Source organism: Segetibacter sp. (genome assembly GCF_025963695.1).
GTDB lineage: Bacteria > Bacteroidota > Bacteroidia > Chitinophagales > Chitinophagaceae > Segetibacter.
The window spans coordinates 120,717-145,395 of record NZ_JAOQAH010000047.1; the positions used below are offsets into that span (position 1 = coordinate 120,717).

Annotated in this window: 21 protein-coding genes and 1 tRNA gene; 13 read left to right on the forward strand and 9 right to left on the reverse strand. The window is 39.5% G+C overall.

Annotated elements, in window-relative coordinates; genetic code table 11:
* Positions 1 to 99: 99 nt before the first annotated feature.
* The 5 genes from JWR87_RS08405 (at position 100) to JWR87_RS08425 (ending at position 5,940) form a co-directional block, all read left to right on the forward strand.
* A tRNA-Lys gene (locus JWR87_RS08405) sits at positions 100 to 172 on the forward strand.
* 620 nt (positions 173 to 792) lie between these two features.
* Entirely contained in the window at positions 793 to 1,845 is a 1,053-nt protein-coding gene (locus tag JWR87_RS08410; RefSeq protein WP_297818245.1) for a substrate-binding domain-containing protein, read from the forward strand.
* Positions 1,846 to 2,031: 186 nt separating this feature from the next.
* On the forward strand, positions 2,032 to 3,534 hold the full coding sequence (locus JWR87_RS08415) for a sugar ABC transporter ATP-binding protein (RefSeq protein WP_297818248.1): 1,503 nt from the start codon (positions 2,032 to 2,034) through the stop codon (positions 3,532 to 3,534).
* A 55-nt stretch (positions 3,535 to 3,589) separates the two neighbouring features.
* A complete protein-coding gene (locus JWR87_RS08420) occupies positions 3,590 to 4,534 on the forward strand; it encodes an ABC transporter permease (RefSeq protein WP_297818250.1) in 945 nt (314 codons plus the stop codon).
* A 344-nt stretch (positions 4,535 to 4,878) separates the two neighbouring features.
* A complete protein-coding gene (locus JWR87_RS08425; RefSeq protein ID WP_297818252.1) occupies positions 4,879 to 5,940 on the forward strand; it encodes a glycoside hydrolase family 43 protein in 1,062 nt (353 codons plus the stop codon).
* 19 nt (positions 5,941 to 5,959) lie between these two features.
* On the opposite strand, the gene JWR87_RS08430 is transcribed toward JWR87_RS08425, so the two are convergent.
* The 3 genes from JWR87_RS08430 to JWR87_RS08440 form a co-directional block, all read right to left on the reverse strand.
* The gene (locus JWR87_RS08430; RefSeq protein ID WP_297818255.1) at positions 5,960 to 6,391 is read right to left on the reverse strand and encodes an SRPBCC domain-containing protein; all 432 of its coding nucleotides are present in this window, start codon (positions 6,389 to 6,391) and stop codon (positions 5,960 to 5,962) included.
* 66 nt (positions 6,392 to 6,457) lie between these two features.
* A complete protein-coding gene (locus JWR87_RS08435) occupies positions 6,458 to 7,225 on the reverse strand; it encodes a DUF4249 domain-containing protein (protein ID WP_297818257.1) in 768 nt (255 codons plus the stop codon).
* Between the two features lie 258 nt (positions 7,226 to 7,483).
* Complete coding sequence (locus JWR87_RS08440) at positions 7,484 to 9,832, reverse strand: TonB-dependent receptor (RefSeq protein ID WP_297818260.1); 2,349 nt, start codon at positions 9,830 to 9,832, stop codon at positions 7,484 to 7,486.
* Between the two features lie 765 nt (positions 9,833 to 10,597).
* On the opposite strand from JWR87_RS08440, the gene JWR87_RS08445 reads away from it, so the two are divergent.
* Positions 10,598 to 12,610: a M13 family metallopeptidase gene (locus tag JWR87_RS08445; protein WP_297818263.1), complete on the forward strand. Its 2,013-nt coding sequence runs from the start codon at positions 10,598 to 10,600 to the stop codon at positions 12,608 to 12,610.
* A gap of 26 nt (positions 12,611 to 12,636) precedes the next feature.
* On the opposite strand, the gene JWR87_RS08450 is transcribed toward JWR87_RS08445, so the two are convergent.
* Positions 12,637 to 13,035 (reverse strand): hypothetical protein, encoded by a 399-nt coding sequence (locus tag JWR87_RS08450; RefSeq protein ID WP_297818266.1) that lies wholly within the window; start codon positions 13,033 to 13,035, stop codon positions 12,637 to 12,639.
* Between the two features lie 274 nt (positions 13,036 to 13,309).
* Here JWR87_RS08450 and JWR87_RS08455 point away from each other — a divergent pair, with 274 nt between their 5' ends.
* Positions 13,310 to 14,701: a glycoside hydrolase family 140 protein gene (locus JWR87_RS08455; protein ID WP_297818269.1), complete on the forward strand. Its 1,392-nt coding sequence runs from the start codon at positions 13,310 to 13,312 to the stop codon at positions 14,699 to 14,701.
* Between the two features lie 200 nt (positions 14,702 to 14,901).
* Here JWR87_RS08455 and JWR87_RS08460 read toward each other — a convergent pair whose 3' ends face one another.
* The 4 genes from JWR87_RS08460 to JWR87_RS08475 all read right to left on the reverse strand — a co-directional run bounded on the left by JWR87_RS08460 (position 14,902) and on the right by JWR87_RS08475 (position 17,107).
* Complete coding sequence (locus tag JWR87_RS08460) at positions 14,902 to 15,363, reverse strand: YetF domain-containing protein (RefSeq protein ID WP_297818272.1); 462 nt, start codon at positions 15,361 to 15,363, stop codon at positions 14,902 to 14,904.
* A 1-nt stretch (position 15,364) separates the two neighbouring features.
* On the reverse strand, positions 15,365 to 15,862 hold the full coding sequence (locus JWR87_RS08465) for a hypothetical protein (RefSeq protein WP_297818275.1): 498 nt from the start codon (positions 15,860 to 15,862) through the stop codon (positions 15,365 to 15,367).
* A gap of 80 nt (positions 15,863 to 15,942) precedes the next feature.
* Positions 15,943 to 16,116 carry a hypothetical protein gene (locus JWR87_RS08470; RefSeq protein WP_297818277.1) on the reverse strand — a complete coding sequence of 58 codons (174 nt, stop codon included), beginning with the start codon at positions 16,114 to 16,116 and terminating at the stop codon, positions 15,943 to 15,945.
* Between the two features lie 310 nt (positions 16,117 to 16,426).
* Positions 16,427 to 17,107: a TetR/AcrR family transcriptional regulator gene (locus JWR87_RS08475; protein ID WP_297818281.1), complete on the reverse strand. Its 681-nt coding sequence runs from the start codon at positions 17,105 to 17,107 to the stop codon at positions 16,427 to 16,429.
* Between the two features lie 134 nt (positions 17,108 to 17,241).
* On the opposite strand from JWR87_RS08475, the gene JWR87_RS08480 reads away from it, so the two are divergent.
* From JWR87_RS08480 to JWR87_RS08495, 4 genes are all read left to right on the forward strand, one after another.
* On the forward strand, positions 17,242 to 18,792 hold the full coding sequence (locus tag JWR87_RS08480) for a SulP family inorganic anion transporter (protein ID WP_297818284.1): 1,551 nt from the start codon (positions 17,242 to 17,244) through the stop codon (positions 18,790 to 18,792).
* A 22-nt stretch (positions 18,793 to 18,814) separates the two neighbouring features.
* Positions 18,815 to 19,465, forward strand: a complete 651-nt coding sequence (locus JWR87_RS08485; protein WP_297818287.1) for a carbonic anhydrase family protein — start codon at positions 18,815 to 18,817, stop codon at positions 19,463 to 19,465.
* 269 nt (positions 19,466 to 19,734) lie between these two features.
* Entirely contained in the window at positions 19,735 to 20,448 is a 714-nt protein-coding gene (locus JWR87_RS08490; RefSeq protein ID WP_297818290.1) for a response regulator transcription factor, read from the forward strand.
* A complete protein-coding gene (locus JWR87_RS08495; protein ID WP_297818293.1) occupies positions 20,432 to 21,793 on the forward strand; it encodes a HAMP domain-containing sensor histidine kinase in 1,362 nt (453 codons plus the stop codon). The genes JWR87_RS08490 and JWR87_RS08495 overlap by 17 nt, the downstream gene beginning before the upstream one ends.
* Positions 21,794 to 21,985: 192 nt before the next feature.
* Here JWR87_RS08495 and JWR87_RS08500 read toward each other — a convergent pair whose 3' ends face one another.
* Positions 21,986 to 22,588, reverse strand: a complete 603-nt coding sequence (locus JWR87_RS08500; protein ID WP_297818296.1) for a hypothetical protein — start codon at positions 22,586 to 22,588, stop codon at positions 21,986 to 21,988.
* Positions 22,589 to 23,194: 606 nt separating this feature from the next.
* Here JWR87_RS08500 and JWR87_RS08505 point away from each other — a divergent pair.
* A complete protein-coding gene (locus JWR87_RS08505; RefSeq protein WP_297818299.1) occupies positions 23,195 to 23,725 on the forward strand; it encodes a hypothetical protein in 531 nt (176 codons plus the stop codon).
* A 10-nt stretch (positions 23,726 to 23,735) separates the two neighbouring features.
* Complete coding sequence (locus tag JWR87_RS08510; RefSeq protein ID WP_297818301.1) at positions 23,736 to 24,650, forward strand: bestrophin family ion channel; 915 nt, start codon at positions 23,736 to 23,738, stop codon at positions 24,648 to 24,650.
* Positions 24,651 to 24,679 lie beyond the last annotated feature (29 nt).

Sequence of the window (24,679 nt, forward strand, 5' to 3'; positions counted from 1 at the left end):
TAAAAATGTTTTTCAAAAATTTGGCTGGTAATCTTCGTACTCCTATTTTTGCACTCCCAAAACGAAAAAGGGTAAACGCTCTTAAGTAGTTAAACGGAAGAATTGGTAGCTCAGTTGGTAGAGCAATACACTTTTAATGTATGGGCCCTGGGTTCGAGTCCCAGCCAGTTCACTTCTAAGCAGTGAAATGTCACTAAAGCCTCACAAACAATATGTTTTGTGAGGCTTTTTGTTTGTTGCCACATCAGAACGGTCCTGTGAAGTAAGTTAACGCCCGGGTGGGCGCGTCTTAGGAGCAACCCATAACCAGGAAAAATTTGCAACCGACATAGCTCGATTTTGAACAAGTTTCTTACTTTGCTGCGGCTGGTGCAACTTTTAGTTGTAGTATGTTTAAGCGGAAACGGGTCTTTTCTATCACTTATTTTATTAATTGTAATCCAAAAGCTTGTAATCCTGGTTCGTTATCACTTCTGTCCAGATTGAATGCTGAAGACTAAATCAATTGAAGGGAATGCAGGTTATACTGATCCGAATAAAAGAGGTCGTTTCATTAGTTTTGAGACAGCCTCTTTGTATTTTATATAATATTCGGTTAACTCCACGTTGCCATAGCCAGCCACCACACAGATATTTCACTTAAAAAAAGGAGAAACAAATTATTATTCTCCAACAGGGGAGGGACGTGACGCGCTGTCCTGAAAATTGTATTGAGTCCTGTAAAAAAACCCTTACATTGATGACCCCCTTTTAACGATTTCAATACACGGAATTCATTTTAAAAAAATAAGCATGCTACTTGCCAATCCGAAAAAAACACGTTTAGCCGTAACTCAAAGTTTCCTATTACTCCTTCTGGCAGTACTGTTATGCACGCTGCCATCGTGTAAGCCAAAATCGGCAGATGCAGGAAAACAAACAAAGGATGCCGCAATAGCCAGCAAAAAAGACCTGTCGCAAATTAAAGTAGGTTATTGCACACCATCCCTGAACGCTCCTTTTTACGTCGCTTTATCAAAGTCTATCCAAAACACAACAGAAGGATATGGTATGAAGTTTATTTCTGTAGACGGACAAGGTGATATTGCAAAACAAATAACTGCTGTTGAAGACCTGGTTGCAAAAGGAATAGATATACTGGTCTTAAATCCTTTGGACTCTAAAGCGCTGGTACCAACTGTAAACCAGGTGGTAAAAAGCGGTATACCTGTTTTTATTGTTGATAGTTATATTGAGCCTTCGGCGCAGTATATTACTTCTATACTTGCAAACAACCAGGGCAACGGAGAGATGGTAGGCGAGTGGATTGCCGATAAGTTGGGTAAAACAAAAATTAAAGCTGCCATTATTAGCGGAGCGCAGGGAAGCCCTGTCGGGAGAGAAAAGCGGCTCGGCTTTATCAGGGGTATTGCAGAAAACCAGTTAAGAACGCAGGGACATGCTGACCTGACCATAGTATCACAAGGATGGGGTGGATGGAGTAATAGCGGCGGACTGAAGGCTATGGAAGATATACTGGCATCTCATCCTGAAATAAATGTATTAATGGCAGAAAATGATGCCATGGCATTGGGTGCTTTAAAAGCCTTGAATGAGGCCGGAAAAGCAAACAACGTTCTTGTGGTAGGATTTGACGGCCAGAAAGAAGCCTTAGAACTAATAAAGCAAGGTAAGTATGAAGCTACTGCTCTTAATAGTCCGATGGGGTTAGGGAAGTTAGCTGTAGAGTCTGTTGTGAAATATCTAAATGGTGACAAAAACCTCGATAAGGTCATTCTTACCCCGCCGGTATTGATCTCTGTGGGGGAAGTCAATAAGTTTTACGATGCAAAGGCGATTTTCTAGTTCTATACAGTAGACGCAGGATAAGTGTTGCATGAGTGGCACAAGTAGTGCTTGCTGATTATTATATTCAGTACAAGAGTGCGACGCAAGGATGTTAAATAGAATTTCAATAGCCCGGATCCCAAAAAATCATTACACGTTTGTAGGCGACGCGAATTATATAACCTGCTACATCAATTTTAATTTATGCCTGGGAAAAACATTGAGAACAGGGTTGAATTAAGAAATATCTCAAAAGCTTTTGGGGGTGTTGCTGCATTGAAAGATGTTACATTAAAAGCAGCACCCGGCGAAATACATGCACTGATGGGAGAAAATGGGGCAGGTAAATCTACCCTGATGAAAATACTGTCTGGTGCACTGCAAAAAGATGGAGGTGAAATATTTATTGATGATGAAAAAGTAAACATTAAAAACACGTACGACAGCAAGGAATTGGGAATCGGGATTATTTACCAGGAGTTTTCGCTGGTGCCCGACTTGACAGTTGCAGAGAACGTGTTTTTTAACCAGTTGAGTAAAGGAAGTCGCTGGATGAAGTGGGATAAATTAAAAAGGGAGGCGGCCACTATCATTAACAATATTGGCTTCGATATAAATACGGGAGTCAGGGTAAGCAGTCTCAGTATTGCGCAGCAGCAGATTGTTGAAATAGCGAAAGCCTTATCTGAAAAAGTGAAAGTATTGATTCTTGATGAACCATCTGCTGTTCTCGGGCCTACCGAGGTGCAAAAGCTTTTTGAAACCTTACATACACTAAAAAGTGAAGGGGTTACGATCATTTATATATCGCATCATTTAAGTGAAATTTTTAAAATTGCCGACAGGGTAACTGTTTTAAAAGATGGAATTTCTACACAGCGTTTATTGGTTGCCGAAACCGACAAAGAAACCATTATCAAATTGATGTTAGGTAGGTCTTTAAATGCAATGTTCCCCCCGAGAAATGCGGTAGTTGGAGGAGAGGTGATAAGGGTCGAAGATATTTATGTTTCTGGTAAGGTGAAAGGTGTATCACTCCGTGTGCGATCAGGTGAAGTTATTGGTATTGCAGGCCTTGTGGGAAGCGGTCGTACCGAAACAGTGAGGGGCATATTCGCTGCAGATAAACTGTCTGGAGGAAAGGTGTTTGTATCAGGTAAGAAGGTAAATTTTCGTTCACCTGCAGATGCGGTGAAGCAAGGCATTGGCATGGTGCCCGAAGATAGAAAGCGGCAGGGCGTTCTTCTTCCATTGTCGATTAAACACAACGTTACGTTGGCAAACTTCAGAGGTATTACGGGCAAGTTGGGTTTTGTGAGGTTTGGAGAAGAAAATAAAAAATCAAGGGAATTAATAAAGAAACTGGCCATTAAAGCTGTAAATGAAAATGCGCCTGTAGGCTCGCTAAGCGGCGGTAATCAGCAAAAAGTGGTGTTGGCAAAATGGTTTAACCGAGACTGTAAAGTGATTATCATAGACGAACCTACCCGGGGAGTTGATGTCGGCGCTAAAATAGAAATCTATAACCTGATAAACGAGCTTGCCGCTAAAGGTGCAGCAGTGATTGTTATTTCTTCAGAGACAGCTGAATTGATGGGTATCTGTGACTGGATACTTGTTATGAGAGAAGGTAAGGTACAAGGGACGCTGGAAAAAGATGAATTTAATGAAGAGAACATTCTGCGCTACGCCATCGGTGCAAGCTAACATCAGTGTCACATTTGCAACTGCAATAATTTCAAACACTTTCTGAATTATAGACATGAACTCGCCTATCAAAAAAATTCTACAATTCACCATACAGCATAATACTGGCGTTATTTTCCTGGTAATGCTCATAGTTTCAGCATTCGCATCGGATGCTTTTTTTACAGCAAATAATTTGTCAAACCTGATAAGGCAGGTGGCTCCGGTAGGCATCATTAGTATGGGCATGCTGCTGGTAATCTTAACAGGTGGTATTGATCTTTCGGTAGGTTCTGTTGTAGCGCTGGTTGGGGTATTGTGTGCTTTGTTTACCCAAACGCTTGCGCTGCCGGTTGCTGTAGCTGCATCGTTAGTGTGTGGCATACTGGCGGGGAGTATTTCAGGTTACCTGGTTTCCGTTCAAAAGATGGCACCCTTCATTGCAACCCTGGCCCTTATGACCATTGCCCGGGGACTCGGTTTTATCTTTTCAAAGGGGGCACCCGTAATGGTGGATGAGTCTGCTACTGCTCTCACTGATTTTGGCAGCGGTAGTTTACTCGGTATCCCCAACCCGGCCATCATTCTTTTGTTCACGTTTGTTGTTACGTGGGTTTTATTGAAATATAATATTTACGGTCGAATTTTAATAGCTATTGGCAGTAATGAAGAGGCTGTACGTTTGTCGGGTGTAAGAATATGGATGTATAAATTTAGTGTGTATGCGGTTATAGGAGGTTTGGCAGCCATTGCCGGTTTAATTGGTACAGCCCGCACAGGAGTAGGCTCTCCTAACCTGGGTGTAGGACTGGAACTGGATGTGATTGCTGCTGTTGTGATCGGCGGTACCAACTTAAAGGGAGGAAAAGGATCTGCTGTTGATACATTTTTAGGGGTATTGATTTTAGGTATGATAGGCAACATCATGAACCTGATGGATGTTGCTTCATACGCTCAACAGGTTATTAAAGGATTGATCATCATCTTGGCTGTACTGCTGCAAAGATTCGAGGGAAAATAGACCTAAGCTTGAAGTAATGATAAAATTTGACAGCGAACATATTGCGCTGGTTTCAAAGGAAGTAGCGGTTCTGACTTACGATTGCCCTCAAATTACAACGGGTACTGTAAGGTGGCTATAATTCTGATGCTGCTGCCGGTCCATTTCAATTTGACGCAGCCCCGGTTCAAATTTGATTTAAGAATATCGTTAGCAGGATTTTCTGAAGTCAGTTTACAAGAACTTAAAGTCCTGTTAAGTCAAGGAAAGAGTGTTCTGTTATTATGAGCTATGTGTTTTACATCTAATTTTATAAAACGCTGTTACCACCACAACACAGTTTAAATAATACCAGCACAAACCATATGAACTTTATCAAAGTTGTACGAATTACCCTTACTGCGGCGTTATTTATAGCCGGATTTGCAGTTTCAGGTCAAAAATTGAAGAAGAACCAATTCAATAATCCAATAGCAGTGCAAAGGGCAGATCCACATGTGTGGAAAGGAGCTGACGGTATATATTACTTTATCGCTACTGTGCCCGAGTACGATCGTATTGAAATACGCAAGTCAAGAACCATTAACGGCATAAAGAAAGCCCAGCCGGTGATAGTATGGCGTAAACACGATAAAGGTGCGATGGGTAACCATATCTGGGCACCAGAACTTCATCGAATAGATGATAAATGGTACATCTATTTTGCAGCCGGTTCTGTGGAGGATAAATGGGCCATCCGCAAGTATGTGTTGACCAATCCTTCGCAAGATCCTATGGAGGGAGAATGGAAGGAGGAAGGTCAGATTGTAAGCATAAAGGATGAGTTTTCGCTGGACGCCACCACCTTTGTTCATAAAGATCAACGGTATATGCTGTGGGTAGACCGCGCATCTGGCAAGGAAGTAAACACAGGTATTTATCTTGCTAAAATGACCAGTCCCACTACACTTGGTGACACACAGATAGTAATTTCAAGGCCTGAATTTGCCTGGGAAAGAATAGGACATAAAGTAAACGAAGCCCCCGCCGTACTTATACGTAATGGAAAGGTGTTTGTTACATTTTCGGCTAGTGCCACTGATTATAATTATGGCTTAGGTCTACTTTGGGCTGAAGAAAGTGCAGACCTCCTGGATACAGCCTCGTGGCACAAATTACCTAAGCCCGTCTTTTTTACTAACGAAGCTCTTAAACGTTATGGTCCCGGGCATAACAGCTTTACTGTAGCCGAAGATGGCAAAACTGATGTTATGATTTATCATGCGCGTGATTATAAAGACATCAAGGGCGAACCCCTGTACGACCCTAATCGTAACACCCGCGCCAGGGTTTTAAGGTGGACTAAGGACGGCATGCCTGACTTTGGCCAGGAGTTAGACGACAACGAAATGGCTTTAAAAAAGCCAGTAAAGAGAAAAAATAAATGATTCAGAAAGGTTTAGATGTTCATTTTCGTTCCGCTATTTCTTTCAGTTTTTCATTCATTAATTCAAATCCTCTCTTTGTATTCGTATTTAATTGCTTTTTAAATAACGGGACAAGCATGCCTTTAAAATCTTCACTATGAATAAAAGAAGATGTTCCATTTTTGTTGTCGATAATTTTAAAGGAATGTTCCCCGTCAAACAATCCCGGGAAAAGCAAATGTCCTAACCATCGCAGTTCTTGATTGGTTTTAAAGGCAAGTACCCTGGGTTTGAAAACCATTCCTTTTGCTCCAGGTGGTTCTATCCGTATCTCAATCTTGCTACCTGTTTTTACTGTTCCTTTTATGTATTTAATAAACGGGTTCCAACCGGGATACTTTTCAAAATCAGTTAAGGTTGCCCATATTTTATCTGGCTTTGCCTTGATTAAAATTTCAGTTCTTATTTGCATTGTTGTTATATTAATATGAAAAAGTATTTTTACTAGCGGCGGCAACTTCTCATCTGTTGGTTGGCGTTATTGCACTTTCACCTTTTTTCTTTGGGTGGTATGTGCACTAAAATAACCTAAAGCTCCCCCGGTAATTTCATTTTCAGGATTAGCAGGTGTTGTAGCATTATTTTGCGAACCTTGCAGTGCGGTGAAATATCTAAAAACGTTTCTATCGATACATCTCATTTCAATTTCAATAGTGTCGTTTACATTAATAGTGCTATCACTTTGTATTAAGGGAATAGTGCTTATGCTGTTGTTTACAATTCTATCATCCCATACCCAAAATTGGGGAAACTGTTTACTGTTGATTGTTTCAATAAACATGTAATAATGACCGAAACCTGCAGGATCGGAATATTGAGGCTTTACTACCCATACAGATTCATGTCCCCAAAATAATTTTTCCAGAAGCAATGTGTCTAGATGAACTTGTAATGGCATTATCGAAGTTGAACTATATTCTTTTCCTTCCACTTTTACCAATAAATTATAAGTATGTCCGGGAACGCCAATAAGAGAATTATTGGAATATGTGCCTGCCTTTGATTCTGTTAGTGGATAGTTTACTCCGTTATCGCTTATGTTTACCGTAGCACCTGATACTGTAGGGTAAGTGTTACTATTACTAAATGCGACGCTTTTGCTAATAGTAACCTGAGCATAGGTGGCATTGGTAACAGTAGCTTCGATAACAATTTGTTGAGAAGCATTTGGCAGATCAACGTTGATTTCTTTTTTACAACCTAATAAAGCTGTAATAAAAAATATAGATATAAGAACTTGTTTCATTTTAGAAATATTAAATAGTTGAATTAATTAATTAGTTGCTTTTTATTTTGGCGTGAAATAAAGTATAACCTGTACAGTGTGCGACGGAAGTGGAACCCCAAAGACCTGAAGGGGCTTTAAAGCCTGCCAATTGAACTTGACGATTTTTTATTTTTGGTACAAGAGTGCGACGCAAGAATGTTTAATAGTAGCTATATTGCCAGGTTCATAAAATTACTACTCCTTTTTTTTCTTTGCGTTAGTACAGTTTTATCTGTTTTATATTTTAAAATTCCACGTGATACTTGGCACATATTTGAACAAGGAAACCTGCTCGGCAATTGTTTTAGAAGGGTCTGAAGGGGCATCTTTAAATTGAATGATATAAGCGTTTTCACGACCATACACGTTGTACAATCCAAAGGTCCAGCTGCTTTGGTATTTCCGTCCTTTGTTGCGCTTTCCCTCAAAGGTTGCAGCAAAGTCTAAGCGATGATAGGCAGGCATTCGGTGTCCGTTTCTTTCAGTATAGGAAAAAACAGTTTGGTTATTTACACGATACTTACCGCCGGGAAATGTAACAGCATTGCCAGTGCTATAAACAAAGGTGCTTGAGAGTGACCATCGGTCATTTACTTTATATATACCTACCACACTTACATCGTGTGTGCGGTCTTGTCTTGCATTAAAGTAATTGCCATCATTTATTCCTTCAAACTTCCTTTCTGTTTTCGACAACGTATAACCTACCCAGCCATTTAATCGGCCAAATTTTTTCTTTACAAATAGTTCTATTCCGTAGGCCCGGCCTTTGCCATACAGTAACTCACTTTCGATATTATTGTTTGCCTCGAGACTTGCTCCGTTGCGATAATCGACCTGGTTTTGAAGTGCTTTATAATACGTTTCGACACTTAACTCGTATTGATTGTTTTTAAAATTCTGAAAGTAGCCAACAGAAAATTGATCTGCTAATTCAGGTTTTACATTGTTACTGCTAGGAAGCCATAAATCTGTTGGTGAAGAAGAAACCGAATTACTTAATAGGTGTAGGTTTTGAACATTGCGATTGTATGAAGCCTTGATTGATTTACTGGCATTGAGCTGAAAACTGAAGCTAACACGGGGTTCAACGTTCCAATAACTGGCAACTGATTGCCCTTTGCCAAAACTATCTGCGCCACTTCTATTACCATCTTTATCATAAGTATAAAATGTACCTGGACCTATAGTTGTAAAATTGGTTAGCCGAATACCATAAACAATATTGAGTTTATTGCCGAGAGCTAATTCATGCGATCCATACAACCCACTTTCCCATGAATTTCTATTTTCAACTATAGTACTTTTAATATTTGATGTCTCATCTGCTTCAACACGTCCTGGTGAAACCGTATGACGAATTACGTTAGCACCAAACTTTACTTTACTATTGTTATTGATGAAGTAATCAAAATCCTGCTTTAGGTTTACATCCTTTATTTGAGAAGTAATGAGAAGTTTATCAGATCCGGTTTTAAAATGAATGTTGTAATTATAGTCGCTATAAATCAACGAAGTATTGCTGAAGATTTTATTATTGACAACATGATTCCATCTTAGGGTTGCAGTGCTGTTACCCCAATCGGTACTAAATGTTTCTCCAAAGCCTAACACATCTCTGCCAAAGTAACCAGACAAATAAAGGCGGTCACGCTTTCCCAATTTATAGTTTGCCTTCAAGTTTAAATCGTAGAAGTATAGTTTATTGTTTTTAAGGGCAGAATCAGAAGAGAACTTTAAGAAGGCGTCTGCATAAGAACGTCGTCCACTAATGATAAATGAACTCTCATCTCTAACTATGGGTCCTTCTATATTTATGCGGGATGATATAACACCAAGACCACCACTTACGTCGAAGTTCTTATTGTTGCCATCTTTCATTTTTATATCTACCACACTTGACAAACGGCCCCCGTATTGTGCCGGCATACCACCTTTATATAACGTAAGATCTTTAACGGCATCTGAGTTAAAAGTAGAGAAGAAACCGAGTAGGTGAGAAGCATTATAAACAGGTGCTTCATCAAGCAATATGAGGTTTTGGTCAGCACCACCACCGCGAACATAAAAACCACTATTGCCTTCTCCTGCACTCTTTATACCCGGAAGTAATTGAATACTTTTTAAAACGTCACGTTCTCCTAAAAGAACAGGTAGTTGATTGATCATTTTCATGTCTAACTTTTCTACACCCATTAATGCTTTAGTAACATTATCATTTTTCTTTCTGTTGATTACTACTACTTCTTCTAACTCAGATATTGGCGTTAATTCTATTAGTAATTCATTGCTTTTAGATAGGTCTACAGTTTTTTCAGAAGCATTGAAACCAACATAACTTGTAATTAATTTGTACTTGTTTTTGGGAAGGGTAATGGAGAAAAAACCATATGAATTAGTTACTGTTCCACCTTTTAATTCGGCGATTTTAATAGAAGCACCAATAAGCAATTCACCTGTTGATTTGTCTTTCACAGTTCCGCTTATTGTATGCTTGTCTTGGGCAAAGGACTGAACGGATAGAAGGATGGCTATGGTGACAAGCAGCTTGTCTAATATTCGTTTTTGCAGGAATTTTAGTTGCATATAATTTTGGTTTTGATGTAACGGGGTAAAAAGATTTGATACGTGTTTTTATAACACGTTTATTAATTTGATTTAAATAAGTGGTTTAATGATAAAGCTTGCAATTGATAGGGCAGGACCAGCATATTTTTTAGGCTGGACTATGATTGTTATAGAAGCGGTTTAGCACACTATAAAAGCATTTTTTGGGGGCAAAATTGTTAGCAGTAAGTACAAACAGAGCGCAAATGTATTAGTTGCTTAAAGCTAGACTTGCTTTAATAGTACAAGAGGTAATTAATTGGGAGTAACTGGTAAGTGGAAGGTAATAACGCCAATGCTTTTAAATTCTGTTACACGAGTGTAGCAGTAGGCCTCTGCTAAGGCAACTATGGCAGAACTAGATAAAAATAGAGTTGCAAAATGCATTTCACCAAACATGGAGCAAAATTAAAAGTCGGTGTTTTGGCTAACTTCTTCAGATCTGCCAGCGGCTGTTATAGTGGCTGCATACCGGTATAAAAGTACAAGTGAGTGACACAACCGGAGCGCGCTGGAAGTACTAATGTTCGTCCCCCGGCTATCCATGAAATTTCAGCTGCTCTGCGTATGTATTTGACCAGTGAGGCAAATGAAAAGCAATACTGCCTTAAGAACACTCAAGTACACTGCGTACGACCGATTGAAACACCGATACCAATAGCCCCAAATTTTTCATCTATATAAAACGACCGGAACAATTAACTTCGGCAATAACAAAACTAAAATCGCACAAAGCGCCAGCTTATGAAGAGATCACTTTTTGTTGTTGCAGTATTGCTCTCGCTAACTGCATGCAATAACGCGCCCGATGCAACTATTGCGGAAATACAGGGCATCGATTCTGCCATTAAACCGGGTAATAACTTTTTCATGTATGTCAATCAAACATGGTACGATTCGGCACAAATACCTCCTTCGCAATCAGGCGTGGGAGCATATATGTTTATGAACTATCCGCAACGCCTGCGTTTGCAGGGCATTCTGGATAGCGTTGCGAAAGCTAATAATGCCGAAGGAAGCATTGAACAAAAGCTGGGAGATTTTTACGCATCAGGCATGGATACAACCGCGATCGGGAAACGCGGTTATGAACCTATCAGGCCCTTACTGGCACGTATAGACAGTATCAGCAATGTTGCTTCGTTAATTAGGTTTGCCGCCAATGAAGGAAAGGCATCAAATACTTCTTTCTTAGCTTTTGGTGTAGGGCCAGATAATAAAAACAGTAGCCTGAATATTGCCCACCTTTATCAAACAGGTATTGGTTTGCCGGAAAGAGATTATTATTTCAAAACCGATGTGCCGGGCGTTGCAATTCAGCAAGCGTACAAAACATATCTTGCTAAACTCTTTCAACTTACAGGTAGCGATACGTCAACTGCAGCAAAAAATGCTGCTATTGTTTACAAGATAGATAAACAGCTTGCTTCATCACATAGAACGAACATAGAACTACGCGATGTAAATGCAAACTATAATAAGATGCCGGTTGCAACGCTTGTAAAGCGACACCCGAACATAGGCTGGCAAAATGTATTAAATGAATTAGGTGCAAAGACCGATTCTATTGATGTATCGCAACCTGCTTATTACGACAAGCTGAATGCAGCATTAAAAACTACTTCCATCAGCGATTGGAGAATTTACCTGAAGGCTTACTCTATAAATACCTATGCAGAGGTGCTGAGCAAACCTTTTGTTGACGCTGCATTTGAGTTTAATAAAGTAATATCAGGACAGGCTGTGCAAAAATCACGAGGCGAAAAAATGGCAAGTGCAGTTGATCAATTGTTGGGCGAAGCGCTTGGGCAATTGTACGTAAAAAAATATTTTACGGAAGAGGCTAAAAAGCGCACCCTGGACCTCGTAAATAATTTGCAAAAAGCATTAGCTGCAAGAATAGATAAGCTGGACTGGATGAGCGACAGCACCAAACAAAAATCAAAAGAAAAGCTGTTCTCCATGTCGAAGAAAATTGGTTATCCCGATAAATGGAGAGATTACAGCAACGTAAATATTGTAAAAGGTAAATATTTTGAGAACGTTGTATCGGCCACACTGAATAATTACCAGTTTCAAATGGCTAAATTGAATAAACCAGTTGACAGGAGTGAATGGTTTACTACGCCTTCAACCGTTACAGCTTATTACAATCCTTATGCTAACGAAATTGTTTTTCCGGCAGCCATCTTACAATCGCCCTACTTTGATAACAACGCCGATGATGCCCTAAACTATGGTGGTATAGGTATGGTAATCGGTCATGAGATAACACATGCTTTTGACGACCAGGGCGCACAGTTTGATAAAGAAGGCAACGTGAAAAACTGGTGGGCGAAAGATGACTATATAAAGTTTAAAGCAAAAACACAACAGGTGGTCGACTTGTATAACAAGTTTACTGTGTTGGATACCGTACATGTGAAAGGGGCTATGACGGTTGGAGAGAACGCGGCGGACATAGGGGGCGTTGCCATAGCTTATGATGCTTTTAAAATGACCAAACAAGGGCAGGACACCACCCACGTTGATGGCTATACTCCTAACCAGCGGTTCTTTATTTCCGTTGCACGAATTTGGCGGGTAAAGATGAAAGATGAATTTCTGCGCCTCTGGATTAATAATAACCCCCATTCCCCTCCAATGTGGCGCGTAAATGGCCCCTTGATGAACGCTCCGCATTTTTATACGGCATTTAATGTGCAGCCCGGCGATACCATGTATTTACCTGAAAAGAGCAGGATTCATATTTGGTAAACAAAGAGGGGCACTGTTTTTCCAAACTACGTTACAAAGAAAGGTATACGCCCATCCATAAAACGCACCTTATTACTCTTTGAACAGATGGCTATTTTGGGGCCCGCGATGATTGAGATAGGCCCATGCATGCACTGAAGTAGCGAGGGAAGGGTATGCAAAATAGTAGAATTAGGGGGGCTGCTTGCGGCAGAAAGGAATTTTTGTTTTGCACCATTTACGCATGCAGATGGCAGTTTTGTGTAAATAAGTGCGGGTACTTTTTTTGATGCAGCTTTTGAAATATGCACGCAGGCTAAGCTACTTACGGGCAAAATATTTTTGAGATGGATGACATCAAACAACAGGTAAGAAACATCGCCAATAGATGATTGTTGTAAAGGCTGAAGTGCTTTTTTTTGTAGACGGGCTAAAAGTTGTGGCATCAACATCGTTGTGTCACTCACTTTTACCGCAAATCTTTATTCTGCGTGGGTAGTACTGTTTAAAGTTGTTATTAAACGTTGATTATTGAACATTAAGTCTACATTTCAGTTTCTTCAACATCGGTTTGCCTTGGTAGTTTTTGCTGTCGGCGAATAAAAATAGAAAAGTACAAGTGAGTGACACAACTATGTCGCCCATGAAAAACAAATGCTTGTCCCCCGCAAGAAAAAACAGAGTATTATTAAGCCAAAAAATATTTACTTATTCATATATATGAAACAACTATTAACGATCTGCTTCTCATTATTACTCACTCTAAACGCAATCGCACAATTAAAAGTAAGCGACAACAAACGCTACCTTGTAACTGCTGATAAAAAACCATTTTTCTGGTTAGGCGATACAGCCTGGGAATTGTTTCACCGCTTAACGCGAGAAGAAGCTGACAAATATTTGAAGAACCGGGTAGATAAAGGTTTTACAGTAATTCAGGCTGTAGCATTGGCCGAACTTGATGGCCTTCACGACCCGAACCCTTACGGCGAAATACCACTTGAAAACGATGATCCTACAAAACCAAGAGAAGCCTATTTTCAGCATGTAGATTATATTATAAACAAGGCTGAAGAACTGGGCTTGTACGTGGGTCTTTTGCCAACCTGGGGCGATAAGGTTTTTAAAGACAGGTGGGGCGCCGGACCGGAAATCTTTAATGTTGACAATGCAAAGGTTTATGGCAAATGGATCGGTAATCGCTACAAGAACAAAAAGAATATTATTTGGATTATGGGCGGCGACCGTGTTCCTGATGATAGAGCAAAGGCGATTTGGCGCTCAATGGCAGCGGGTATTGAAGAAGGCGTTGGCGGAACCAATAAAGCTGTAATGACTTTTCATCCTCAGCCAAATGGGGTGGATGAAGGGGGTTCATCCGCATACTTTCATAGCGACCAATGGCTTGACTTGAACATGTTGCAAACAGGGCACTGTCGTGAAAACAATATCTGGGACAGAATTCAAGTGGTTTATAACCGGACGCCAGTTAAACCTGTTTTGGACGGTGAGCCTTTGTACGAGGACCATCCTGTTTGTTTCAACGCAAAAGACCTGGGCACCTCAAGTGCTTACGATATTCGCAAACATGCCTACCTCGATGTTTTTGCCGGTGCCTTTGGCCATACTTATGGCTGTCACGATGTGTGGCAAATGTATGCTCCTAACCGTACGCCTATCAATGGCCCCCACTTTCCCTGGTATGTTGCCCTTGATCTGCCGGGAGCAGGGCAAATGAAATATTTAAGAAGTTTGATGGAATCAAGACCAATGCTTGACCGCATACCCGACCAAACGCTGGTTAAAGATGCAATGGGCGCGAATGACCGGGTACAGGCGACAAGAGGAAAAGATTACCTGTTTGTGTATAGCTCGCAGGGTAAACCGGTTACTGTGAATATGGGTAAAATTGCAGGCAAAGAGGTGGTTGCTTTCTGGTACAATCCTAAGAACGGCGAAAGCAAAGACATTGGCCGCTTCTCTAATACCGGACAGCAGGTTTTTACCCCTTCAAATGCAGGTTATGGAAATGATTGGGTTCTGGTCATAGATGATTCAACAAAGGGTTATACTAAACCATTGTTTTCCAGTAAACGTTTTATCACCTACTAAAGGACGTGAGCAAATACAGTTACAACTGTGACTACATTACGTAAAACAATAAAAGTTTTTCTTCTCGACTCAATAAACTCATTCATCGTTACTAAAGTTTATACAAAAAAAAATCAGGGGATTCATTAAAGCTACCCGATACGGGATAGTTATTCTGGATCTGAAGGCCGAAAATGCATTCCTAAAAATCCCGTAGCCACTCACCCACGGGAACTGTTTTTATCAGCAGGGATAATTGAGATTTCACCACTCTTTTCGAGTACAGCATATTTAATCTGTTCCATTTGTTCAAGTCCATGAAGTTGTCTTGCTGCTTCTAAGATATCTTCTTCTTCCACACCCGACCTCTTCATCCTAACTTTTAGCATTTTTCCATTTTCTACAATTATAAGAGCCGAACCTTCAATAAGTTTATTTAAAAATGTAAACCTCCCTTTAGCTTTTGTAAGAACAAGATCGATGCCTATGAGAGATGTGATAAGAATAAGGGCATTTGTAATAGAAAAATCATTACCTAATAGTGCTTGTTGGGTTGCTTCGCCTACTATTAGCAGCAACACAAAATCGAACGAGCTTGTTTCAGCTAAACTGCGTTTACCTAATATGCGGAAGATAAAAAGTAGAAACATGTAAATGGCAGCGGCTCTTAAAAGAGGATTCATATTACGGGTAGATGAAGTGTGATAAATTAAAATTTGTTTGATTGCCTTTAATTGTAGCTTTTAAGCTTCCGGTTTCATGCGGAGACAGAAAAAAAGTAATTTGCTTAGCACCACCACCATTGAATATAAAAATAAATTCCTTATTAATAATACTTGTTTTATCTGGTTCAGGTACTATGGTCTCAATTTTAAAATGCTCAAAATATGCAGCAGGTATGGCTATTTGAGCAACGGTGTCATTGGCAGCAGCCAGGTCAAATGCTAATTTGCTTTCCCCGCCATACCGTCCAAATTTTTCATAGGTAATAATATTTCCATTTGCTTCTACCTTTTTATTTGATAAAATGCCCTGCCCAAATAGGCCAAGCCCTGCCATAACCATAACTATGAAAATAATGATTATCCCTATTTGTTGAATAATCCTGGCTCTGTTCTGTAGTCCAATGCTTTCATCAATTGGTAGCCGAGAAGTCACTTTTTCCATTTCATGTGATCTCATACATTTTTTCGTTGTATTAAAAGCAAGATAATAAGTTTTTTAAACTGGCATTAACCTCATTTTTAAGGACCGCTATTGATTCAAAAGGGGGATACGATGGATATAATGATGTCGGCAGCAGATGCGACTATGGCTGATATAAAGTCTTTTAATGTTACACCCGTTAGTGCAATTGCCAGCTTGTTTTTTAAAAATTCTTCAAGCTTCGCGGAACTTTTCATTAAGAAAATGAAAAGGATTGAATATGTCTTCATTTTATTTGCTTTTGCCCCGCGTTCAAACAAGAAGTTTAGGCAACAAGTAAAGCTTAATTGGATCTCGAGATAGTCGAAGGATAAAACGCTTTGGCTTAGTTCGCAACTATGCAAATGGCTGCCCGTGCCGAACAACGCGTAGCTATAATCCTTACTATCAATTCACTTCATACGTCAACGCAGGCTAGTAAAGCACTGTTTGCCGGCACGTGATATAATCAAAAATATTTTAAGGGGGGACATTTTCGGTGGGCAATAAACTCAGTGCTTAACACTTTTACGCAAATATTGAACTGATTTTTCTGTAACCCTAATGTCCGCTTCCAATAGTATTAAAGACCATTTCTTCTATAAACAATGCAATGTTTTTTTCACTTTTTTCTGTTGCAAAATCAGTCAGGGACGGCAGGTGGTGCATGAAGAAATTTTGGTTATGAGCAGCTTCAATTATAGTACTCGCTAATGAATGGGGAAACTTATATGCCGGGTTAGAAGCAGTAATAAATTCTGCAATAACCGAGCATAAGTCTTTGTATGGCTTAAATAATTTGTCCCTGTTATCTTCTGAAATGTGCTTTGTTAGATATGCTTTTGACCCCTCGGCTATTATTATTTCATGAAGCAGTTTTTCGTCGATATGCTTTACCCTTTCGTCTTCTAAAACGGTAGAGGTTAGTAGTTGAATGACTTTTTTAAGCTTTGCAGCAGGATCGTCAATGTTGTTAGTTTCAAAAACTACCCTATACTGTAAGTAGCTCCAATACCAGGCAGTGATATAAATGAGTAGCCGATGTTTATTTTCAAAATAACGGTAAATACCCGCCTCAGTAGTACCAATATGTTCTGCCAGTTTTTTAAAGGTAAACGCTTCAAATCCACCGCCTTGAATAAGTTCGATACTGTTTTTAATAATCTTCTTGCCTAAATCTGTTTGTTCAGGATTTCTGACAAAAAGCTTTTCATTCATTTTTATATGTATCTCTACATCCATCTGGTACTTCTATATATTTTGAAACTGATAATTGTGACGGGTTCAAAAGTAAACAAAAGTTTTGCAATCAAAAAAGATAGCTATACTATCATTGTTCATTTATATTACTATCTTTGAAAAAATGTTGTTCACCAATGGAGAATAAGAGTTTGTTTAAGGAGTTGAAAAGCGATTTGCCTGCAAGTATTGTAGTATTCTTTGTGGCACTTCCATTATGTCTCGGAATAGCACTTGCATCTGGTGCTCCTTTATTTTCGGGTATAATAGCAGGCATTGTGGGGGGTATTATTGTAGGGTCGGCAAGTGGGTCGCCTTTAGGAGTTAGCGGCCCTGCAGCGGGCCTTGCTGTTATTGTTTTTACTGCTATTGGCGCATTGGGATCCTGGCCTGCTTTCCTGCTTTCGGTTGTTGTTGCCGGTGTATTACAACTAGCAATGGGTTTTGCCAGGGCAGGTTTTATTGCTTATTTTTTCCCTTCCTCGGTTATTAAAGGTATGCTTACGGGTATTGGCTTGTTGATTATACTAAAGCAAATACCTCATGCGATTGGTTATGATAAGAATCCCGAAGGCAGCGATGAATTTTTGGAAGCATCAGGAGAAAATTCTTTTTCAGCAATAGGACATGCTCTAGAATTTATAACTCCAGGCGCGGTACTGATTGCAGTAATATCATTAGTAATCTTAATTTTGTGGGATACTGTATTAAGCAAAAAACACAAAATATTTCAGCTGCTTCAGGGACCTATTGTTGTAGTATTGTTGGGAATTCTGATGAACTATTTGTACCAGCAGGGTACGCTTAATTTCTCTCTTGCTAAAGATCAGCTGGTGCAACTACCGGTTGCCGCAAGCCTTCCTGACTTTTTAACTCAATTTACACTTCCTGATTTTTCTCAATTAAGCAATTTGGAAGTATACAAAACGGCTGTTGTTTTGGCTATTGTAGCCAGCCTTGAAACACTGTTGTGTGTAGAAGCAACTGACAAAATGGATCCCTATAAAAGGGTGACACCAACTAACAGGGAGTTAAAAGCACAAGGGCTAGGCAATGTTATTTCCGGCCTAATAGGCGGCTTGCCGATCACCCAGGTAATTGTAAGAAGTTCTGCGAATATTGCATTTGGTGCTAAAACTAAAATGAGCGCCATACTTCATGGTTTCCTTTTGTTGATATGTGCTATCACCATTGCAGGTTTGTTAAATATGATACCACTAGCCAGTCTTGCAGCTATACTAATAATGGTAGGGTATAAATTAGCAAAGCCAACACTCTTCAAGCAAATGTATAAGCAGGGTTGGGAGCAGTTTGTTCCTTTTATTGCAACTGTTGTAGCAATATTACTTACAGATTTACTTCGTGGAATTAGTATAGGTTTATTGGTCGGTCTTTTCTTTACACTTCGTCACAGTTACCGTAACTCGCATCACATGAAAAATGTAACCACTAACGAAGACGGGCAGACGGTGCATCATCTTGTACTTGCAGAGGAAGTCTCATTTTTTAATAAAGCCAATGTTTTAAATGTATTAGAACATATTCCTGCAAATTCGAAAGTAATCATAGACTGCAGTAATTCTAAAGCGATAGCTCACGATGTAGTTGAATTAATTGTCGATTATAAAACAAATGCAAAGAACAAAAACATTACAGTAGAGACTATAAATTTTAAAGAACCTAAATAACATCAATAATCATAACAAAACAATGAAAACTTTAACCAAAGAATTACAACAGTCACTTACTCCCGAGACAGCGATTGAACTTTTGAAAGAAGGGAACAAGCGGTTTATAAATAACTTAAAAGCTAATCGAAACCTTCTGCAACAAGCTAATGAAACCTCCGATGGCCAGCATCCGTTTGCTGTTATTTTGAGCTGCATCGACTCAAGAACATCAGTAGAACTAGTGTTCGACCAGGGCTTAGGTGATGTATTTAGTGTTCGTATCGCTGGTAACATTTTGAACGAAGACATTTTGGGTAGTATGGAATTTGGATGCAAGGTGGCAGGTGCAAAAATAATTGTAGTACTTGGGCACACCAGGTGTGGAGCAATAAAGGGTGCGTGTGACCACGTTGAAATGGGAAACCTCACTTCATTGCTCACCAAGATACGTCCTGCCGTGGACGATGAAAATACAATAACTGAAAACCGTACCTCCTCAAACTCCGAGTTTGTAGAGAAAGTAGGAACAATTAACGTTAAGAGAACGGTACACGCAATAATGGAACGCAGCACTATTTTGAAAGAAATGGTTACCGCAGGGGAGATAGGTATTATCGGCGGCATTCAGGATATATCTACAGGACTAGTAACATTTTTTGAGGATTGCCAATTTTTAAATGAGAAAAATTAATCATTCTCTTAATTACTTGTGCGAGTTAAAAAGCTGGAATTTTTTTCCAGCTTTTTTATGTCTTGTTGAAGCGCGAATATTCGAAAATAGATTCCGTGCTTAAATGCATGCCTGAAGGAAGGAGCCAATGAGCGAATGCTAATAGAATTTTTTTAAAGTGTGTTAACTAAAATAACTATTCTGTCAACACTTTTAAGGTTTTACCTGTTAAGCCCTATTCGCCCCAACTGCGTTCGGGTTGATTATGTAAAAACTTATTTCCAGTTATTATGCGTTTGTTATTAGTAGAAGATGAGCCTGAGGTAGCATCATTTATAAAAAAGTCTTTAGAGGAAGGAGACTATGAGGTGACTGTTGCAATGGATGGCACAATGGCCTGGGAAACTATTAATTCCTTTAAATACGACCTTTTAATTTTTGACTTAATGCTTCCCGGCATTAACGGTTTAGAGCTTTGTAAAAAATGCAGGCAACAAAAGATACTTACACCAATACTTATGCTCACTGCACTTGGTGCAACAGATAATATAATTATGGGTCTCGACAGCGGGGCCGACGATTATCTTACCAAGCCTTTTAAGTTAACAGAATTAGAAGCGCGTATCCGTTCTCTCTTAAGAAGGATACGGCCGGCGGAAAATGAAGTGACAGAGCCTCCAACAAAAAATTCGCTGGCATTTGCAGACGTAGTATTAGACCTGGATGAAAAATCAGTGACGCGAAATAAAGTACCTGTAGAGCTTACGGCTACAGAGTTTCGTTTACTGGAATATTTACTACGCAATCCAAGAAAAGTTGTTTCAAGAATGGACATACTTGAGAAAGTATGGGGCTACGATTTTAATCTTAACACCAAAGTGGTAGATGTATACATAAATTACCTGCGAAAGAAATTGGATAAGGATAGTAAGTTGAAGCTTATAAATACCGTTACAGGTATGGGATACATTTTGAAAGAAGTTTATAATGAAGATCCAAATTAAAATTGCGCTGCTTTTTACACTTGTATGTACCCTTATTATAATTGCTGTAAGTAGCGCTGTTTATTATTTTGCAAATGAACAAGCTTTCCAGGATTTTTACACCCGCCTCGAGCTTCGGGCTACAATTGCCGCCAAAGCAAACCTTGATACCGATAATGTAAATTCCAGCGCTTATGAGCAGGTAAGAAATGAACACCTGCAGCGGCTGCCCGACGAGCGGGAATATATTATAAGAATAGACTCACTGCAAAGCGAGGCAAAAACAGGATTGGATGCAGAAGTGCCCCAGTCGTTCTTTACCGACATTAGTAGCAAAAAAAAACCGTCATACCGCAAGGGGTACAGGTTTTACAAAGGCATTTATTACCAGGACAGCACCGGTGATTATGCCATTATTATTTCTGCAGAACATGCTTATGCACGAAATTTTTTATTGAATTTAAAAACCATCCTGATTACCGCTAACCTGGTTGCAACTATTATAATTTTCAGCGTAGGCGTATTATTTTCAAAACAAATTTTAGCTCCTATTCGTAACATTACAGCCAATGTAAAGCGCATTAAGGCTACCTCGTTGCACAAGCGGCTGACTGTAAAACAAGGCAAGGATGAGATAGCGGAGTTAGCAAACACCTTTAACAACATGCTCGCCCGGCTCGAGACATCTTTCGAGACACAAAACAACTTTGTAAGTAATGCTTCGCACGAGTTAAATACGCCCTTAACAGTTATTATAGGTGAGGCAGAATTTGCGTTATCTAAAGGTCGAACCACCGGGCAATACCAGCAAGGTTTACGGGTGATACTAAAGCAGGCGGAGAAGCTTAAAAATCTAACAAAAAGTCTTTTAGAGCTGGCACAATCCGGATTTTCGGGCAGTCTGTCTTTCGAGGAAGTTAGGCTGGATGAATTGTTCCGGAACATACAAAAAGTTGCAGCAAGCATATACCCCAACTGTAGCATAATAGTAGATAACAGCCTGCTTCCTGCTGATTTTAAAACGCTGTCTATAAAAGGTAACTTTCATTTACTGGAGCTGTGTATATCTAACATTATTTTAAATGCCTGTAAATATTCTACCGGCGAAAATGTTACACTTGCTCTTGCATTGTCGGACCGGGACGTAATATTTATAATAAAAGACAAAGGAATTGGAATACCAAAGCAAGATATGCCTCACATTTTCGACCCGTTTTTTCGCGCATCTAACGTCAATAGTTCAAAGGGGTATGGTATCGGGTTACCACTTGCCCAAAACATAATTAAGCTGCACAACGGTTCTATTGATATTTCGTCGAAGGAGGCGGAAGGTACTGAAGTGGTAGTCAAGTTTCCGAGAGGATGATCGTGATGTTTTGTTTTTTGTTGACGTGCAGAATAGCCTGGATCGGTTAGGTATTTATGCAGGTGTGGCATTGGCACCACTCCTGCTAATTGAAAATGTACTGATGCCGCGATATTCGTCCGCTTAATTTATTACGTCCTGCCACACTTGCAAAAATGCCCATGTTGACAGTAGTTTTAAGTTCACGAGTTCTCACAAGGGCGGCGGCGGAAATTCAATAGGCGGCAAATAATTACTTTTCTTTAGACTTTCTTGTAGTGATTTTTTAAAATTTATCGGCACGATGAACTTAGCCTTTGTCCCACTTTTAGATTTCCCATAAAAAATTTTATCTAAAATGTTTAGAGCCGATTGAAAATCCTCGGACATATAAGAATCTATAAAACAAAGGCTGTCTTTTTTTTCATTTTGATATCCTACTGATAAAAAGCTATAACTACCTCCATAATGTTCTCCTTTCTTCAAGCTCTGTGAAGTCATGTGGTCTTTTAAAGGAGCGTTATCCTTAAATAAGAAATTAATTTTTCTAAATTCGGCCGTGTCTAATTGATATTTAAAATAACTAAGGCTATCATTATCTTCATCTCGGTTAAGAATATTCATCTTGCCCTTTCGATCAATTATTGCATAACAAAATATTTCGACACTATCTTTTTGTTTTGTTCTTGGAGAGTTTACGTCAAAGGCTGCAAACTCAATCGTTTTAAATTGAGTCTTTGATTTATTTTGAGCAGAAGCTATAGTATAAAAATTTAAAATCACAAGTAGTGATAAAGTGAGTTTTGTAATCTTCATTTTAAAGTCAACTTACTTTTTTAGGTTGTTTTACAAAATTACTGCCAACAGCATTGTTGTGTCACTCACTTTTACCGCTGAAGCAGTGTTGAGCTTTCATCGTTGATTTCTTAACTATGTACTTTATTACGCTCCCTAAAACGCTATCCTTTTTATAAGCGGTGCTTGTCATTTTCTTTTTCTTAAAAAAAGAAAATTCAAGAATGGAGGGCCCGTTCCTTTCATTGTTCTTCGCTTTAGCTTTAGTACTACTGTGACTGCAACATTTGTTTTGTGCCTTTTGTAATTAATATACCCATTCTTATCACAGGTGTAATATCTGCTCCATCTCTTCCATTTGTGCCCCTCCGTGTTATTCCTGCCTTTGTGGTCAAAATCCTCCCTTTGTGCACCTTTATGTCCTTTGTGCCTTTGCGTTTCAAAAAAAAGCCCAAACAAAGAACCAGGGGATAAACGTAATGCGACGCAAGAATGTAGAATCAGCGATCCCAAAGTCGGTCACCTAAAAAATTCTTACCGTTTTCTTACCACATTTTTAAGTACTTCTTACCGTATACTTACCTGCTCCTTACTTCCCTAATGCAGATTGCACTAAAATAATCAATTATGAAAAATGTATTACTGCCAACTGACTTAACGGTGCAATCATTAAGACCGGTTCACAAAATAGTTGAAGGTGCTAACGGCGAACCTGTTACTGTATTTATTGCGCACCTTATTGGCCCACCCACTTCGATAACTGATTTGTTATTTATCGGTCAGGGCAAACCTTACCACAAAGTTCCTGTGAGTTTTAAAGAAGCAGTGCAATTGTTGCGGAACAAATACGTGGGCCTTGTAACTATTGTTTTCGACTTCGTGTACTGCAACACCTCGCGCTACTTCAACAACTTTATCGAAGGCCACCATATCAATGAAGTTTACATGCTTGATAACTACAAATACAAGAACAGCTTGCCGCAATCGGAAAACCCGGTTTTGCACATTAATAAGTGCAAAGCTCAATTGCATAAGTTATCTCTACATGAAGAGGCCACTTTGGATTACCTGAATTTGTCATCGCTGCTAAATGGCCATGAGCAAATGAATTCGCAGGAACATAACACATCGGGAAAAAGGGCGATAAGCTACTCGTAAATCTACATTTATGCTACTACGAAAAAACATACCGGTAAAGTACATATTTGGCAAGATAAAAGTTGAGCTGATTGTAATAACATTATATGCCATAGCTGTGGCTATTGAACACACCTGGCTTTCTTTGTCAACTTCCTCTCTTCCGCTTGGTGTACCAATGATAATGGGTACAGTGATATCGCTTCTGCTGGGCTTTAGAAGTAACCAGGCTTATGACCGTTGGTGGGAGGCAAGAACAATATGGGGAGCAATTGTAAATGATAGCCGCACGCTTGCAAGGCAGATTAAAACACTGAGTAAGGAAGCGTACCAGGGTGAAGAGTCTTTCTTTTTTAAGCAACGGTTTATAAAGCGACAAATAGCATGGTGCTATAGTTTAAGCCGTACGCTGCGAAACCAGGAGCCCACCCACGGGCTTGAAAAGTACCTGGTAAAGAGAGATTTTCAATACCTCGGTAACTACACAAATGTTCCAATGGCTATTCTTGAATTACATGGAAACGACATACAACAGGCGATGGAAAACGGGTGGATGAACGCATACCAGCAGGTTGAAATAGACAAAACACTAACCCGCCTTACTGATGCTATGGGAAAGTGTGAAAGAATAAAGAATACCATATTTCCCGCCACTTATAGCTTATATATTCATTTGTCGTTGATTGTATTTTTTATGCTCTTGCCTTTTTCTATGATAGAAGTGTTTGGTGTTGTTTTATTTATACCTGCGCTAATTGCAATAGCTTCCGTGTTTTTCTTAATTGAAAAAATGGCAATTCACCTGCAAGACCCTTTTGAAAATAAGCCTACAGACACACCAATGACTGCTATATGCGCTACCATTGAAAGGGATTTGAAACAGTGTTTAAATGAGACTACATCAGCAAGTACTGCCAACCAAACCAAAGTATTTTATCTTTTATAGTGTTTGCCGGAGGAGCTTTTTTTGCCGGT

What these genes read in the sequence shown, in the direction of transcription:
- JWR87_RS08410 (WP_297818245.1), top strand. Translation starts at nt 793, where the DNA reads ATGCTACTTGCCAATCCGAAAAAAACACGTTTAGCCGTAACTCAAAGT.
- JWR87_RS08415 (WP_297818248.1), top strand. Translation starts at nt 2,032, where the DNA reads ATGCCTGGGAAAAACATTGAGAACAGGGTTGAATTAAGAAATATCTCA.
- JWR87_RS08420 (WP_297818250.1), top strand. Translation starts at nt 3,590, where the DNA reads ATGAACTCGCCTATCAAAAAAATTCTACAATTCACCATACAGCATAAT.
- JWR87_RS08425 (WP_297818252.1), top strand. Translation starts at nt 4,879, where the DNA reads ATGAACTTTATCAAAGTTGTACGAATTACCCTTACTGCGGCGTTATTT.
- JWR87_RS08430 (WP_297818255.1), bottom strand. Translation starts at nt 6,391, where the DNA reads ATGCAAATAAGAACTGAAATTTTAATCAAGGCAAAGCCAGATAAAATA.
- JWR87_RS08435 (WP_297818257.1), bottom strand. Translation starts at nt 7,225, where the DNA reads ATGAAACAAGTTCTTATATCTATATTTTTTATTACAGCTTTATTAGGT.
- JWR87_RS08440 (WP_297818260.1), bottom strand. Translation starts at nt 9,832, where the DNA reads ATGCAACTAAAATTCCTGCAAAAACGAATATTAGACAAGCTGCTTGTC.
- JWR87_RS08445 (WP_297818263.1), top strand. Translation starts at nt 10,598, where the DNA reads ATGAAGAGATCACTTTTTGTTGTTGCAGTATTGCTCTCGCTAACTGCA.
- JWR87_RS08450 (WP_297818266.1), bottom strand. Translation starts at nt 13,035, where the DNA reads ATGCCACAACTTTTAGCCCGTCTACAAAAAAAAGCACTTCAGCCTTTA.
- JWR87_RS08455 (WP_297818269.1), top strand. Translation starts at nt 13,310, where the DNA reads ATGAAACAACTATTAACGATCTGCTTCTCATTATTACTCACTCTAAAC.
- JWR87_RS08460 (WP_297818272.1), bottom strand. Translation starts at nt 15,363, where the DNA reads ATGAATCCTCTTTTAAGAGCCGCTGCCATTTACATGTTTCTACTTTTT.
- JWR87_RS08465 (WP_297818275.1), bottom strand. Translation starts at nt 15,862, where the DNA reads ATGAGATCACATGAAATGGAAAAAGTGACTTCTCGGCTACCAATTGAT.
- JWR87_RS08470 (WP_297818277.1), bottom strand. Translation starts at nt 16,116, where the DNA reads ATGAAGACATATTCAATCCTTTTCATTTTCTTAATGAAAAGTTCCGCG.
- JWR87_RS08475 (WP_297818281.1), bottom strand. Translation starts at nt 17,107, where the DNA reads ATGGATGTAGAGATACATATAAAAATGAATGAAAAGCTTTTTGTCAGA.
- JWR87_RS08480 (WP_297818284.1), top strand. Translation starts at nt 17,242, where the DNA reads ATGGAGAATAAGAGTTTGTTTAAGGAGTTGAAAAGCGATTTGCCTGCA.
- JWR87_RS08485 (WP_297818287.1), top strand. Translation starts at nt 18,815, where the DNA reads ATGAAAACTTTAACCAAAGAATTACAACAGTCACTTACTCCCGAGACA.
- JWR87_RS08490 (WP_297818290.1), top strand. Translation starts at nt 19,735, where the DNA reads ATGCGTTTGTTATTAGTAGAAGATGAGCCTGAGGTAGCATCATTTATA.
- JWR87_RS08495 (WP_297818293.1), top strand. Translation starts at nt 20,432, where the DNA reads ATGAAGATCCAAATTAAAATTGCGCTGCTTTTTACACTTGTATGTACC.
- JWR87_RS08500 (WP_297818296.1), bottom strand. Translation starts at nt 22,588, where the DNA reads ATGAAGATTACAAAACTCACTTTATCACTACTTGTGATTTTAAATTTT.
- JWR87_RS08505 (WP_297818299.1), top strand. Translation starts at nt 23,195, where the DNA reads ATGAAAAATGTATTACTGCCAACTGACTTAACGGTGCAATCATTAAGA.
- JWR87_RS08510 (WP_297818301.1), top strand. Translation starts at nt 23,736, where the DNA reads ATGCTACTACGAAAAAACATACCGGTAAAGTACATATTTGGCAAGATA.